Source organism: Thauera butanivorans NBRC 103042, assembly GCF_001591165.1.
Lineage (GTDB): Bacteria > Pseudomonadota > Gammaproteobacteria > Burkholderiales > Rhodocyclaceae > Thauera > Thauera butanivorans.
This window is the reverse complement of the sequence record NZ_BCUG01000021.1, coordinates 1-15,201: the sequence shown is the minus strand read 5'-3', so window position 1 is coordinate 15,201 and position 15,201 is coordinate 1. Positions and strand designations below refer to the sequence as shown.

12 protein-coding genes are annotated in these 15,201 nt (G+C 59.9%); 9 read left to right on the top strand and 3 right to left on the bottom strand.

Annotated features, from left to right (window positions below):
• The first annotated feature begins 38 nt into the window (after positions 1 to 38).
• From TBU01S_RS10180 to TBU01S_RS10140, 8 genes are all read left to right on the top strand, one after another.
• Complete coding sequence (locus TBU01S_RS10180; RefSeq protein WP_088178861.1) at positions 39 to 410, top strand: type IV pilus modification PilV family protein; 372 nt, start codon at positions 39 to 41, stop codon at positions 408 to 410.
• Entirely contained in the window at positions 394 to 1,527 is a 1,134-nt protein-coding gene (locus tag TBU01S_RS10175; protein WP_068636536.1) for a PilW family protein, read from the top strand. The genes TBU01S_RS10180 and TBU01S_RS10175 overlap by 17 nt, the downstream gene beginning before the upstream one ends.
• Positions 1,528 to 1,550: 23 nt before the next feature.
• Complete coding sequence (locus TBU01S_RS23015; RefSeq protein ID WP_083953555.1) at positions 1,551 to 2,177, top strand: pilus assembly PilX family protein; 627 nt, start codon at positions 1,551 to 1,553, stop codon at positions 2,175 to 2,177.
• 9 nt (positions 2,178 to 2,186) lie between these two features.
• On the top strand, positions 2,187 to 6,437 hold the full coding sequence (locus TBU01S_RS23010) for a pilus assembly protein (protein ID WP_083953554.1): 4,251 nt from the start codon (positions 2,187 to 2,189) through the stop codon (positions 6,435 to 6,437).
• 23 nt (positions 6,438 to 6,460) lie between these two features.
• On the top strand, positions 6,461 to 7,120 hold the full coding sequence (locus TBU01S_RS10155; protein WP_068636606.1) for a TIGR02281 family clan AA aspartic protease: 660 nt from the start codon (positions 6,461 to 6,463) through the stop codon (positions 7,118 to 7,120).
• A gap of 127 nt (positions 7,121 to 7,247) precedes the next feature.
• On the top strand, positions 7,248 to 7,769 hold the full coding sequence (locus TBU01S_RS10150) for a CoA pyrophosphatase (protein ID WP_083953563.1): 522 nt from the start codon (positions 7,248 to 7,250) through the stop codon (positions 7,767 to 7,769).
• A 96-nt stretch (positions 7,770 to 7,865) separates the two neighbouring features.
• Positions 7,866 to 8,792 (top strand): CobD/CbiB family protein, encoded by a 927-nt coding sequence (locus TBU01S_RS10145; protein WP_068636531.1) that lies wholly within the window; start codon positions 7,866 to 7,868, stop codon positions 8,790 to 8,792.
• A 28-nt stretch (positions 8,793 to 8,820) separates the two neighbouring features.
• Positions 8,821 to 10,002, top strand: a complete 1,182-nt coding sequence (locus TBU01S_RS10140) for an acetyl-CoA C-acyltransferase family protein (protein WP_068636530.1) — start codon at positions 8,821 to 8,823, stop codon at positions 10,000 to 10,002.
• A gap of 75 nt (positions 10,003 to 10,077) precedes the next feature.
• Here the strand turns inward: TBU01S_RS10140 and msrB are convergent, their stop codons facing one another.
• From msrB to ppsR, 3 genes are all read right to left on the bottom strand, one after another.
• Entirely contained in the window at positions 10,078 to 10,491 is a 414-nt protein-coding gene (gene msrB, locus TBU01S_RS10135) for a peptide-methionine (R)-S-oxide reductase MsrB (protein WP_068636529.1), read from the bottom strand.
• 34 nt (positions 10,492 to 10,525) lie between these two features.
• Positions 10,526 to 11,695, bottom strand: a complete 1,170-nt coding sequence (locus TBU01S_RS10130) for a DUF2863 family protein (RefSeq protein ID WP_068636528.1) — start codon at positions 11,693 to 11,695, stop codon at positions 10,526 to 10,528.
• A gap of 115 nt (positions 11,696 to 11,810) precedes the next feature.
• Positions 11,811 to 12,644 carry a posphoenolpyruvate synthetase regulatory kinase/phosphorylase PpsR gene (gene ppsR / locus TBU01S_RS10125; RefSeq protein ID WP_068636527.1) on the bottom strand — a complete coding sequence of 278 codons (834 nt, stop codon included), beginning with the start codon at positions 12,642 to 12,644 and terminating at the stop codon, positions 11,811 to 11,813.
• A 128-nt stretch (positions 12,645 to 12,772) separates the two neighbouring features.
• Between ppsR and ppsA the strand changes: the two genes are divergently transcribed.
• The gene (ppsA, locus tag TBU01S_RS10120; RefSeq protein ID WP_068636526.1) at positions 12,773 to 15,139 is read left to right on the top strand and encodes a phosphoenolpyruvate synthase; all 2,367 of its coding nucleotides are present in this window, start codon (positions 12,773 to 12,775) and stop codon (positions 15,137 to 15,139) included.
• Positions 15,140 to 15,201 lie beyond the last annotated feature (62 nt).

Genomic DNA, 15,201 nt, shown 5'->3' with positions numbered 1-15,201 from the left:
GCCGGCGGTTCATATGGCGGAACATGCAAGGCGGCGCCATGCTGCTGGAGGCGTTGATTGCGATGATCATTTTCGTGATCGGCATTCTTGGTCTGATCGGCATTCAGGCGGCGATGGTACGCAACACTGCCGACGCCCAGTTTCGTTCCACGGCGACTTATCTGGCGCAGCAGGCAATAGGCATGTTCTGGGCCGATCCGAAACAGTCACAGCGCGATATCGTGATCGAGAGGATCGCTGCATTGGATGGCGAGGTGGCGAATCTCCTGCCGAACGGAGAGCGCGAAGTCTTTGCGCTAGTCGATGGTAGCCACACAGTCAGAGTTGTCGTGAAATGGGCTGGTCCGGATGGGATTGAGCATAACGTGACGCTACGTGCGCGAGTTGCGGAAAATGACGATATCGACTGAATATCGCCTGGTCGAGTTTTTCGGCAAGGCAGGGAAAAGAAGCTGGCAAGGCGGTTTCAGCCTGGTCGAAATTCTGGTGGGCATGGTGGTTGCGCTGCTTGCGTCGCTGGCAATCATGCAAGCGTTCTCCGGATTCGAAGGGCAGAAGAGGATCACCTCCGGCACAGCCGACGCCCAAACGAGTAGTGCACTGGCCATCTATTCGATACAACGGGAGGTTCAGCAGGCGGGTTTCGGCATGGCTTTGTATGATTATCGTGAAAATCGATTGTTGCCAATGGATTGTCCCTCCATCGTCAATATCACAGGTGATAGCTCCATCAGTCCAGCGCCGGTGGATTATGTGCCAGTTGTCATTGCCGATGGTGAAAATGACGAAAGCGATGAAATCGTTATTCGTTATGGTAACTCTCCGACAGGTGGTGCGATTGTCGAGGTGACTGCCGTCTCAGGCGGAGGTAGCGCACTCTCCGTCAATAACAACATGGTATGTCGCGTCAATGATCGGATGCTGATCACCGACAGAGGGAACAACCGTTGTTTCCTCGGAAAGGTAGAGGGGCTTGACGACACAACGGGCATCGATCTTGTTCAGGGGAGTGGCAGCATCGTTGCGAGCACCTCCTCCGCTCCGGTGCATTTGTCCTGCTTTGAACCCGTTACCCCTCGGAGTTTCGTTGCTGTCGGAGGTGAACTCAGGCTCAATGACGACCCGATTGCTGCTGATATTGTCGGCCTGCAGGCCCAGTATGGTATTGCAGCCGAAAACCCCGCAGTTGGCAGCGAAAACCAGGTTGTGGCTTGGGTCAATGCCACTGGTGAGTGGGCTGCGGATACCATTGATATGGCGCGGCGCAAACGCATCAAGGCAGTGCGGGTGGCAGTGATCGCCCGCAATCCGCTGTATCAGAAGGAGGCCGTCTCCCAAGCATGCAGTGCCGAAGATGCGCCCGAACCAACCGGCTTGTGTGCCTGGGCTGGAACGGAGGACTCGCCCGCTCCGAAAGTTGATTTGGCGGCGTTGACTGGCCTTGATGACTGGGATCACTACCGCTATCGGATCTTTGAAACCATCATTCCGTTGCGAAATGTCGTATGGGCCAAGGAGGCGATGTGATACCGCAAATGCGCCGTCGTGGGATGTGCAAATACGGCAGTTGCACGATAAGCAGCCGCTGGAGGCAGTCTGGGGCAGTTTTATTTGTTGCCCTCATTGCCTTGGTGGCACTTGCTCTTGCGGCAGTCGCCTTGGTTCGCTCCGTTGATACCAACATGATCGTTTCGGGGAACATCGCTTTCAAGCAGTCGGCTACGCTGTCCGGAGATAGCGGAACAGAAACTGCAATTGCCTGGCTGCGTGCAGAATTTGATACAGATCAAACGAAGCTCCATAACCACGATGCTGGCAATGGTTACTATGCGACCAACTCCACGAGTGAGTTCGATATAGATGATAGCAGCCATTGGGCGACAGATAATAAGTATGGCGTTGCATCGGGTGATAGCATCAATGACGAAGGCGTGGAAAGTGCCACCGGAAATCAAATCCGCTATGTGATCCAGCGCATGTGCAGCGAAGATGGGGAGCCGACCGAGGCGATCTGCATCAACGCACCAGGCGGCTTGAGCAACAGCAGTTCCAAGGGGGTGAGCGCAACGCCTCCGCTTACCGGAACCTCGAATCCTTTGAGTCCCCTATATCGGGTTACCGTGCGTGTTACGGGGCCGCGCAACACGGTCAGTTTCATTCAGGCATTCGTGTATTGAGAGGTCGCCATGATTACCAGGTCGAAGAGCTCGTTCTTTTTTTCCCGCCCGCTCTGGCTGGCCATCGCTGTATCGGTGGTGGCGCTGCCGGCCCAGGCTGATCTCGATCTTGCCACCTCGCCTTTGTTCAGTTCGACGGCGGCAGAAGTCAACCCAAACCTGATGTTCATTATCGATAACTCCGGCAGTATGGCTTATGACAACATGCCGGATGTGATCATGGATAATAATTATTGCAAGGGTACAAAGGCCAGTGGAACGAATGCACCTTGGAACCAGACTGCTCAAACCGGATCGAGATGCTGCCACGCAGCAGATAGTACCAGTGCTGTAAGTTCATGCTATCCGGGGAAAAACTCCAATAACCGAGGGATGCCGCTGTTTCATTCCTCGCCGTTCAATACGATTTATTACGACCCTGAGATTACATACAGCGCTCCGCTTTCTTATGACGGCACCGAAAAGACGCGGTTTGACGGTTCCTCTGGCTCGACCGTGCCGCTCGATGGATACGGAAAAATCACAACGGATAAGCTCGATCTGCTCAACGAATTCTGGGATCTGGAATATTGCACGAGCACCAGTTACACCGACTGCCTCCGTAACGACAACTACATTCTCCCTGGGAAAGTCGCTGGCAAAACCTATGTCTATCCGCGCCATACGGTCGCGAGTGGAACGGCGACCTTCGCCACGGGTCCGGTTGATGCACCGACCACCGAGAGCAGGCGGGTGGGACCATATTATTATGTAATCGTCGCTAGCGAATACTGCACGAATGACACTCTGGCCAATTGCATCGAAGCCGATGCGCCGAGCGCAGATTACCCAGTACCGGCACCGATCCGCTGGTGCACCGATCAAAATCGGACCGATTGCAGGGCCATTCAAGGCAATGGATACAACACGATCAAGTACCCAACAATCATTACCGACCTCGGATCGACGGCGGAAAATGACAGCTCGGGCGTCATTGAAGTCCGCAGCGGTTCTGTTTTGAGGAGCACCAAGACCGGCACGAACGCACAGTGCGATGATGCGACCGAGGTGGTCACGGTCGGTGCAATCACTGTCAATGGTACCAATATCCTGCCTTCGGGCGGGTTCCGGTATTGCAATAGCAGCAGTACGGCAAATACCCGGAGGCAAGGGCTGGCCACGGCGCTGGCAGGGTTCATTTCTGAAAACGGGTTCTCGGCAAGCTCGCCGGCAGGCACTGGTTCTTCCAACATATATCGAGTGAAGGTAGTTGCGCCCGATGGTTCATATAATGGGGCAACGGTCAGCTTTACCGTGAGCGGTGGGAGCGGTACGGTACTGACCTTGTCTTCGGCCTTCACGGGTGGTTTGGTGGCACGTTCGATGGCCTACCTGCCGGGCAGGTTCATGCGTATCGATATCGTTTCAGGGCGTGATTACGGAAACATCACTGATTCCAATGGCACGGTGGTGGTCGATCGCAGCGGCCGAACCGACTGCGAAGCGGCTCCGGTCTGCACTTATGCCGAAGAACTGAAAAATTTCCAGAACTGGTTCGCATGGTATCGGACGCGGATGCAGGTCATGAAAACTTCGGTCAGCCGGGCGTTCGTCTCGATCAACGATAATTATCGTGTTGGTTTTTACAGCATTAATAGCCCAGGTACACATTATCTGAAAGTGAATGATTTCTCTGGCGGAGCGTCTGGACACAAGAGTGCCTGGTATACGAAATTGTTCAATGTCAATGCGAGTGGTACCACTCCCTTGCGCCCCACGCTTGCCGATGTCGGGCGAATTTTTGCCGGAAAATTGCGGGATGATCCAATGCAATATTCGTGTCAGCAGAATTTTGCATTGTTGACCACGGATGGGTACTGGAATGAGAGCAAGACAACCATCGGCGAGAACCCGGACATCAAGAAAATAGACGGAACGCCAATGAGCAACCAGGATGGAAGCGGTACCGCGAGGCCGATGTATGAAGGCCCCAGTGCGAGTGCCAGCAGCCTCGCCGATGTTGCGAAATATTACTACGACACTGATCTCCGTACACCCGCATTGGATAACTGTACAGGCTCAAAAGGGCTCGAGGTCTGCCAGAATAATGTGTTCACCAGTGCTTCGGATAATAACTCGAAGCAGCACATGACCACTTTTACCCTTGGCCTTGGTGTGAACGGGACACTGAATTATCAGCCTGATTACAAAACGGCGCCCTCCGGCGATTTTCATGATATCCGGACAGGGTTAAAAAATTGGCCGGTACCATCGAACAATCATCCGACAGGTATTGATGACCTCTGGCATGCGGCGGTCAATGGGCGTGGAACTTATTTTAGTGCCGGTGACCCACAGCAATTGTCGGATGGATTGGCGGGTGCGCTGCAGGAGATCCAGGCAAAAACAGGGGCTGGCGCGGCTGCTGCTGCCAGTACGCTCAATCCTGTTGAAGGCGACAACTATTTTTACGTCGCGAGCTACGTCTCGGTGAAATGGACGGGCAATCTGGAGAAACGTGAAATTGATTTGAATACGGGGGCAGCCAGTACGATTGCAGTGGCCTGCGCCGAGAATGTGTTCGCTGTCGATAATTCTTTGCAATGTACCGGTACGATGAGAAGCATGGTGTCCGCGACATCTGACAGCCGGAACATTTACATGAAGGGCTCGTCTGGTTCTCTGGTCAGTTTTGATTATGACAATATGACCGCGACGCAGCAGGCGTATTTCGGCACTTCGGTCGTCAGCGGCTTGGGCCAGTGGTCTTTGTTGAGCACGGAGCAGAAAGCGAATGCGGTAGATGCTAACCTGGTCAACTACCTTCGGGGGCAAACAGCATATGAGGGTAGTATTTTCCGGGAGCGGGAGACGGTGCTGGGCGATCTCATTGAATCTGCTCCGTTCTATATTGCCAAACCTTATTTCAACTATCACGACAAGGGTTATGCAGAATTCAAAACCTCTCTTGCCGATCGTGCCGGAACGGTCTACGTGGGTGGTAACGACGGCATGCTGCATGCCTTCGATGCTGCCGACCTGACTGAACGCTGGGCGTATGTTCCCAGCATGGTGATGCAGAACATGTGGCGCCTTGCGGACAAAAACTATGCCACGAGGCACCGCTATTTTGTTAATGCATCACCCGTGGTTTACGATATTTGCTCTGCCAATTGCGATATTGAAGCATCTGCGGTTTGGAGGTCGATTCTCATCAGCGGCCTCAATGGCGGGGGAAAGGGATATTTTGCCCTGGATGTTACTGATCCAGCGTCGCCGTCGCTGATGTGGGAGTTTACTCACAATGATCTCGGCTATTCATTCGGCAACCCAGTTGTGACGAAGCTGGAGAATGGTACCTGGGTGGTGATTTTTGCTTCAGGCTACAATAACTCTGGCGAAGGAAAATTGTTCGTCCTCAATGCTGCTACAGGCGCGGTTATTAGAATAATCGGCACAGGGGTGGGCAGTGCGGGGGCTGCCAGCGGCCTGGCAAAGATCAAGGCCTGGGCCGATGATTTGAACCATGACAACACCGCTGGTTACACGTATGGAGGGGATTTGCTGGGTAACGTTTGGCGCTTTGATATCAATCATGGTGCTTCGGCGGAAAATCCGCTGAGGTTGGCACAACTGTACGCGGACGACGAGGGGACAAAACCCCAGCCGATCACGACAGCCCCGGAACTGGGTGAAATTGGTCATGTACGCATGGTGTACGTGGCGACCGGCAAGTATCTAGAGTTTGCGGATGTCAACGTTGACAATGCCATAACTCAGAGTGTGTATGCGATCAAGGACGACGATGTGACAAGTACGTTGGATAATCCACGTACCGTACTGGTGGAGCAAATCCTCACGGAATCGGAAGATGGAACCGAAAGGAGCTCCACGGCCCCTTCGGCTGTCAATCTGAGCACGGATAGAGGTTGGTATGTCGACCTCCCGACCGCAGGAGAGCTAGCTCACGTTGACCCGCAATTGGTGCGAGGGCTTCTTCTGGTTCCGAGCACTGTGCCTGCCGTTAGTGCGTGCGAACCGGGTGGCTATAGCTGGATGAATGCATTCAATTACAAGACCGGCATAGCAGACAACTCGATCCGTATCCATTCTCCAATTGTAGGTGTTAACGTGGTCGAAATTGACGGTGAGCTGGTGGTGTCCGTTGTGACGGCGGATAATCCGACGCCCATGCCGGTGCCCGGATTCGATTTTCTTTCTGAAGATTCGGGTAGGTTCCGTGCGCGTCGGGCATTCTGGCGAGAGTACGTCCCGCAATGATAGGCGAGCATCGGTGGGAGGGCATGGCCACGCTGCGTCGAGCCGTTGCAGTAGCGCTGGCTGGTGGAGGAGGGCTGTTGATGATGTCGTCGTCCGCTTTTGCGCTGGATCTGGCGCTTGCAGGGCTGTTTGCAACGCGTGCCGTGATAGTCGTCGATGGCGGCACTCCCCAGACACTCGCCATTGGTGCCAGCACGCGGGAAGGCGTGAAACTGCTTGCCGTGCAAGGCGAGGTGGCGACGGTGGAGGTCAACGGCAGGCGGCAGGCACTGCGGCTTGGAGAGCATGCGGTTAGCGTGGATTCTGTTGCTGCGCCTGTGCGGGTGATGATCGAAGGCGACAGCCAGGGGCATTTCGTTGCGCAGGGCAGCGTCAATGGTGCGTCGATGCGGTTTTTGGTCGATACTGGCGCGACCGCGGTGTCCATGGGGGCGGCGGATGCCAGGCGGGCGGGGATCGATTTCCGCCAGGGGCGGCAGGCGTACAGCCAGACGGCCAATGGCGTGGCGCCGATATGGATCGTCAGGCTGAATTCGGTGCGTCTCGGTGGAATCGAACTGGCGGGCGTGGATGCGGCCATCCACGAGGGCGACATGCCGGTGGTACTGCTGGGCATGAGCTTCCTGAACCGCATGCAGATGAGCCGGGAAGGGAACCGCCTGATACTGGAACGGCGTTATTGATCGATGGGAGGATGAGGTGAGTCTGGGGCAACACGTGGCGCCCGAAATCTGGTCCGAGCCACTGGATCGCCTGCGTACGATCCTGCAGCAGGCGCCGGGGCAGCCGGGCGGGGATTGGCCCGAGACGATGGAAGACAATCGTCATCGCCCCGCGGCGGTACTGGTCCCGGTGGTTGCCGGGCAGTTCGCGCCCGCGCTGCTCCTCACCAAGCGCACCGACCACCTCCATCACCATCCAGGCCAGATCAGCTTTCCGGGCGGGCGGGTCGAAGCACAGGATGCTTCGCCGGTCGAGACGGCGCTGCGCGAAACGGAAGAGGAGATCGGCCTGGACCGCAGCCATGTCGAGCTGCTCGGCGCCTTGCCCGATTACTATACCGGCACGGGTTTCCGCGTGACGCCGGTGGTGGGGGTGGTGCACCCGCCCTTCGAACTGCAGTTGGATACCTTCGAGGTGGCCGAGGCTTTCGAAGTGCCGCTGGCGCATTTTCTCGACCCGGCCAATCATCTGCGCCACAGCTTGATGCACGAAGGGCGGGAGCGCCAGTTCCACGCCATGCCCTACAAGGATTACTACATCTGGGGCGCGACGGCGGGAATCATCATGTCCCTGTACCGCCTGCTGTCCGGGCAGGGCGGCCGAGTCTGAGCCGGCAGTGAGGTGCCGGTGAAGGTGCCATCGCGGCGGTTCCGGGCCCTGTGGTATCTTGGCGATATCCTGATTGCGTTTCCACAGTAGTCCGGCATGACTCTTTTCGTCCTGATCATTGCGCTGCTCATCGAGCAGATTCGTCCGCTGTCAGTAGATCGCTGGGTACTCCAGCCCTTGCGTTCCCTGTCCGGGAATCTGTTCGCGCGTTTCGGCGGCGGCCAGGGCGGGCATGGCCGCCTGGTCTGGCTGAGTGTCGTGGTGCTGGGGACGCTGCTGACGGCGGTGCTGCACTATCTGCTGTGGGAACTGCATCCGGTGTTCGCGTTCGCGTTCAATGTCGCGGTATTATTCATGGCGATGGGTTTCCGCCGGGAGAACCGTTTCTTTTCCGAGATCCATCTGGCCTTGCGCATGGGTGAGCTCGATCGTGCGCGGGCCTTGCTGGCTGACTGGCGGGGGCGCGACTGCGGCGGGGCGGATGCCAGCGAGCTGGCTCGGCTCGCCATCGAGCAGGCGCTGGTGGGCGCGCATCGCAGCTTGTTCGGCGTCGCTTTCTGGTTCGTGATCCTGCCGGGGCCGAGCGGCGCGGTGATGTACAGGCTGGCGAGGTTCTTTGCCGACGAATGGGGGCGCGGCGCGCAAGCGGAGTCCGATGATTCCAGCCGGTTCGCACGGCGCGGATTCGAGCTGATCGACTGGCTGCCGGCGCGGCTGACGGCGGCATCGTTTTCGGTCGTGGGCGATTTCGAGGGCGCCGTCTATTGCTGGCGCACTCAGGCGGTGCTGTGGCCGGACAAGTCGTCGGCTATACTGCTTGCAAGTGCTGCGGGTGCGCTGGGCGTCAGGCTCGGCATGCCTGTCCATGAGTCCGGCGGCATCGTCGATCGGCCCGAACTGGGGCTGGGCGACGAGGCGAGCGCCGATTACATGCAAAGTACCGTAGGCCTGATCTGGCGGGCACTGCTGGTATGCTTGTTTCTGCTTGTCCTGGTTGGCCTGGCCGGCTGGGTGGGCGGATGATTTTCGTACCCAATAGGAGGGAGTGTGCATGGCAAATCGTGAAGTCGTTGTTCTGAGCGCTGTTCGTTCCGCTGTCGGTGGTTTTGGTGGCTCGCTGAAGGACATGGAGCCGTCCGATCTCGGCGCAGTGGTGATCAAGGAAGCGATCGCGCGTGCCGGTGTGGACCCGAAGGCGGTTTCGTTCGCTTCCGTCGGCCATGTCATTCCGACCGATGCCCGCTATGCCTATGTGTCGCGCGTCGCCACCATCAACGCCGGCATGTCGATGGATTCGGTCGCGTTCCAGGTGAGCCGCCTGTGTGGCTCGGCCCAGCAGGCGATCGTCAGCTCGGCCCAGGCGATCATGCTGGGTGATGCCGATTACGCCATCGGTGGCGGTGTCGAAGTGATGTCGCGCGGCGCCTACCTGCTGCCGGCGCTGCGCAGCGGTGCGCGCATGGGCGATACCAAGGCGATCGACTCGATGGTCGCGGTGCTGACCGACCCCTTCGGTGTCGGCCACATGGGGATCACTGCCGAAAACCTGTGCTCCAAGCACGGCATCAGCCGCGAAGAGCAGGATGCCTTTGCGCTGGAATCGCAGAAGCGTGCTGCCGCAGCCATCGCCGAAGGCCGTTTCAAGAGCCAGATCGTGCCGATCACCTTCGAAACCCGCAAGGGCACCGTGGTGTTCGATACCGACGAGCATCCGCGCATGACCACCATGGAAGCGCTGGCCAAGATGAAGCCGGCTTTCAAGAAGGACGGTTCGGTGACGGCCGGCAACGCGTCGGGCATCAACGACGCTGCTGCTTTCCTGCTGCTGGCCGACGCTGCCAAGGCGGCATCCGCCGGCCACAAGCCGATCGCCCGCCTGGTGTCCTACGCCATCGCCGGTGTGCCGAACGAAGTGATGGGCGAAGGCCCGATCCCCGCCACCAAGCTCGCGCTGCAGCGCGCCGGCCTGACGCTGGACCAGATCGACGTGATCGAATCCAATGAAGCCTTCGCGGCGCAGTCGATCACGGTCAACCGTGGTCTGGGCCTGGATCCGGCCAAGGTCAACCCGAACGGCGGCGCCATTTCGCTGGGCCACCCGGTGGGCGCGACCGGCTCGGTGATCATCACCAAGCTGCTGCACGAGCTGATCCGCACCAATGGCCGTTATGGCGTGGCCACGATGTGCATCGGCGGCGGCCAAGGCATCACCACGGTGTGGGAACGCGTGTAAACGCTGCTTCCACCCATGAAAAACCGCGCTTGCCTCAGGGCAGCGCGGTTTTTTTCTGACTACCCAACTGCCGGATTACGGCGGAGAGGGTTTGTCCGTGTCTTCTTCCAGCTCGATCGACGCTGAGTTGATGCAGTAGCGCAGCCCGGTCGGCTGCGGGCCGTCGTCGAACACGTGCCCGAGATGGGCGCCGCACTGGCTGCAGAGCACTTCGGTGCGCACCATGTAGTGGCTGTGATCAGCCGCGGTGGCGACGTTGTCGGGTTCGGCCGCGGTCCAGAAGCTGGGCCAGCCGCAGCCTGCGTCGAACTTGTGCTCCGAGCGGAACAGCGGGGCGCCGCAGCACACGCAGTTGTAGGCGCCCTTGTCCCAGGTATCCCAGTACTGCCCGGTGAACGCGCGCTCGGTACCCTTGCGGCGCGTCACCCGATACTGCTCGTCGGTAAGCTGGGCGCGCCATTCGGCGTCGCTCTTGTCGATCTTGCTCATGCTTTCCGATCTCCGTCAGTGGCTGCAACAGCGATTAGTGCAGATGGCGGGGCATTTGTTCCATCTGCTCTTCCGGCATTTCGGCATGCACGGTTTCGCCTTCGGCGGAGGGGTACATCGGCGCTCCGCAGTCGTCGCAGTATTCGAGCGGGAACTGGTGGTCGAGGTGGATGACGTCGGTGAGGCCGCATTCGCGCAGCACCGCTTCGATCTGGCCGGGAATGTCGGTGCTGTCGTCTTCGGCGCCGAGCAGGGGCCAGACCACGCCATGCACGACCTGCTCACCGCCGCGCACGCTGAAGCCGATGCGGTATTCCTCGAGCTCACGGTCCCAGAACGGCGCGATGACGGCGCGCAGGTTGGAGGCAGGGACTTCGAGCGCCGTTCCCAGGTAGGCGACCGAGGCGCGCACGGAGTACGGGCGGCTGTCCTTGTCGGCAGCGCGGCTGGCGGCGAAATAGGGCTCGGGCAGCACGAGGTCGACCGCACAGCCCGGCAGCAGGGGCGCCAGACAGGCGCCGCCCTGGATGCGCCATTGTTCGCGCGCACTGTCGCGGCTGCCGTCCCTTTCCTGCCAGCGGAAAACCGGCTTGCCGCGGGGCACGGCAGCGGCGGCGAGCAGGTAGCGGGTGTCGGACAGGAATTGTGCGGTGTCCGGCATGCCTTCGGTGTCGATGCGAAGGTCCGAATCGTTCATCGCCGCATTGCCGAGCATCTTGGCGAATTCCGCCGTGGCGCAATAGCCCTGGGGCAGTTGGTCGGGGCTGAACAGGAAGTTGGCGACGGCGAGGCGGGCGTCCTGGGCGAGGACGTGGGCCTGGAAATGGACGCGCAGATTGGCGAGCACGGCCGACGGCACGGCGACTGCCGGGATGCGGTAGCGCGACCAGGCAAGGATGGGTGCGGCGATGAGCACGACGTCATGGTCGGCGAAAGCACCGGTGGCACATTCGGCGCGCGACTCGATGAAATCGGCCAGTTCGTCGTACGCGCGTGCTTCGGTGCTGTAGAGGTGGTCCAGCGCGATGTTGAGTGCTTCTTCTTCGTTGTTTTCGAGGTGCTCGTCCAGCGCGGCACTCAACTGCTGCTCCCAGTAGCTGTCCTCGATGCGGCTGCTCGATTCGGCAAGGCCGTTTGCGAGCCATGTCAGTTGTTCAGCGATGCGTCCGAGGCCGCCGCGGCGCTTGATGCGCGTTCTTTTCATTGTGCAGTCCTGTTGCTTCTTGCGGTGACGCCTGTGTCGGATTGCAGGCGAGAGGATCACATTCTAACCGAATAAGCGGAGGCCGCCGCCGCCGACGGCGGCTCGACGCAGCGCTTCAGAACGCCGGGCGTTCGACATGCACGGTCTGCAGGATGGTGGCCGAGATCTCTTCGATCGACTTGGTGGTCGAGTCGAGCCAGCGGATGTTCTCGCGGCGCATCAGCTTCTGTGCGGCATCGATCTCGTAGCGGCAGTTTTCCAGCGAGGCATAGCGGCTGTTGGGGCGGCGTTCCTGGCGGATCTGCGACAAGCGTTCGGCGGCAATGGTGAGGCCGAAGAGCTTGCGGCGGTACTTGTGCAGTTCGCCGGGCAGCTTGTTGCGCTCGAAGTCTTCGGGGATCAGTGGGTAGTTGGCGGCCTTGACGCCGAACTGCATGGCCAGATAGAGGCTGGTCGGCGTCTTGCCGGAGCGGGAGACACCGACCAGGATGACGTCGGCTTCTTCCAGTTCGCCGTTGTTCGAGACGCCGTCGTCGTGGGCCATGGCGAAGTTGATCGCTTCGATGCGGTGTTTGTAGTCGATGCTGTCGGCGATGCCATGGAAGCGCCCGACCGCGTGCGTCGAGCGCTGGCCGAGCTCGGTTTCGAGCGGGCCGATGAAGCGGTCGAACAGGTCGAGAAACAGCGCATCGGCGTTGTGCAGTGCAGCGACCGTGTCTTCGTTCACCAGCGTGCTGAACACGATCGGACGTGCTCCGTCGCTTGCCGCGGCTTCGCGGATCTGGCTTGCACAGTCGATGGCCTTGTCGATGTCGTCGACGAAAGGTGCGCGCACTTGCCGGAAGCGGCCCTCCGGAAACTGCGCAAGCAGGCTGTGGCCAAGGGTTTCGGCCGTGATGCCGGTGCCGTCGGAGACGAAGAAGACGGTGCGGATGGGGGTGTCAGTCATGATCGCTGCCTGTATTTGCTCGGAGCGGGACCGGGTCGGCATTGGGGCAAACCCTGTCGTGCGGCAGAGCACAATAAAACGTTAAAATCGAATTTTGCTTTCTATCTCTCTTTTGCGGAAGGTCATCCATGACGCGCTACGTGATTCCTTTCAACGAACTTCGCATGACCGACGTCGAAAAGGTCGGCGGCAAGAACGCCTCGCTCGGCGAACTGATCAGCCAGCTGCCTTCGAGCGTCCGTGTTCCGGGCGGTTTTGCGACCACCGCGGAAGCCTACCGCGAATTTCTGGCGCACGATGGCCTGGCCGATCGCATCAATGCCGCGCTCGACGCGCTCGACGTCGATGACGTCGATGCCCTGGCGAAGACGGGTGCGCAGATTCGTCGGTGGATCATCGACATTCCGTTTCCGGCCAAGCTCGAAGCCGAGATCAAGGCCGCCTACGACAAGATTACCGCAGAAGGCGAGGGCAGTTTCGCCGTGCGCTCCTCGGCCACCGCCGAAGACCTGCCCGATGCCTCCTTTGCCGGCCAGCAGGAAACCTTCCTGAACATCCACGGCTACGAGAACATCCTGCACGCGATGAAGGAAGTGTTCGCGTCGCTGTACAACGACCGCGCCATCGCCTATCGCGTACACAAGAACTTCGCCCATGCCGACGTGGCGCTGTCGGCCGGCGTGCAGCGCATGGTGCGCTCGGATTCGGGCGCCTCGGGCGTGATGTTCTCGATCGACACCGAGTCGGGCTTCGACCAGGTGGTGTTCATCACCGCGTCCTACGGTCTGGGCGAGACCGTGGTGCAGGGCGCGGTGAACCCGGACGAGTTCTATGTGCACAAGCCCACGCTGGCGCAGGGCAAGCCGGCGATCATCCGCCGCAACCTGGGTTCCAAGCTGATCAAGATGGTGTTCACCGACAAGGCCGTGGCCGGCAAGTCGGTGCGTACGGTGGATGTGCCCGAGGCCGACCGCAACCGCTTCTCGCTGACCAACGAGGACGTGCTGGAGCTGGCGCGTTACGCGGTCATCATCGAGAAGCACTATGGCCGCCCGATGGATGTCGAATGGGGCAAGGACGGCCAGGATGGCAAGCTCTACATCCTGCAGGCCCGCCCCGAGACGGTGAAGAGCCAGGATGCCGGCCTGGTGATGGAAAAGTACCGCCTGAAGCAGTACGGCAAGGCGCTGACCCACGGCCGTGCGATCGGCCAGAAGATCGGCGCCGGCGTGGTCCGCGTGGTGGGCGATGCATCCGAGATGAATCGCGTGCAGGCGGGCGACGTGCTCGTCACCGACATGACCGACCCGAACTGGGAGCCGGTGATGAAGCGCGCCAGCGCCATCGTCACCAACCGCGGCGGGCGCACCTGCCACGCCGCGATCATCGCGCGCGAGCTGGGCATTCCCGCCATCGTCGGCTGCGGCAACGCCACAGACGTGCTGGGCGAAGGCGAATCCGTCACCGTGTCCTGCGCCGAGGGCGACACCGGCTACGTCTATCGCGGCAAGCTGGAGTTCGAGGTCATCACCACCGACATGGGCAATCTGCCGGAAATCCCGGTGAAGATCATGATGAACGTGGGCAACCCCGAACTGGCCTTCGAGTTCGCCCAGATCCCCAACGGCGGCGTCGGCCTGGCGCGGCTGGAGTTCGTCATCAACAACATGATCGGCATCCACCCGAAGGCGATCCTCGACATCGGCCAGGTGCCGGCCAATCTGCGCGACGAGATCAACCGCCGTTCGCGCGGCTACGCGACGCCCAAGCAGTTCTTCATCGAGAAGCTGGTCGAGGGCGTGGCGACGATCGCCGCCGCCTTCTACCCGAAGCCGGTCATCGTGCGCATGTCCGACTTCAAGTCGAACGAATACCGCAAGCTGCTGGGCGGCGAGATCTACGAGCCGGAAGAAGAAAACCCGATGCTCGGCTTCCGCGGTGCTTCGCGCTACATCGCCCATTCCTTCCGCGACTGCTTCGAGATGGAAGTGGCGGCGATGAAGAAGGTGCGCAACGAGCTCGGCCTGACCAACGTGCAGATCATGATTCCGTTCGTGCGCAATCTCGAAGAGGCCGAAGGCGTGGTCGATCTGCTGGCCGAGCACGGCCTGAAGCGCGGCGTGAACGATCTCAAGCTCATCATGATGTGCGAGATCCCGTCCAACGCCATCCTGGCCGAGCAGTTCCTGGAACACTTCGACGGCTTCTCGATCGGCTCCAACGACCTCACCCAGCTTACGCTGGGCCTGGACCGCGACTCCGGCCTGGTTGCACACGCTTTCGACGAGCGCGATCCGGCGGTCAAACAACTGCTGTCGATGGCGATCCGCGCTGCCAACAGGCTCGACAAGTACGTCGGCATCTGCGGCCAGGGACCGTCCGACCACGCCGACTTCGCCGAGTGGCTGATGGACGAAGGCATCCAGACCATTTCGCTGAACCCGGATACGGTGGTCGATACCTGGCTGAAACTGGCCGCGCACCGCGCTGGCTGATTCGTAATTCCGCTCGTTTGATGGAGGGGCATCCGCCGGCTGGCGGATGCCTCTTTTTTTGG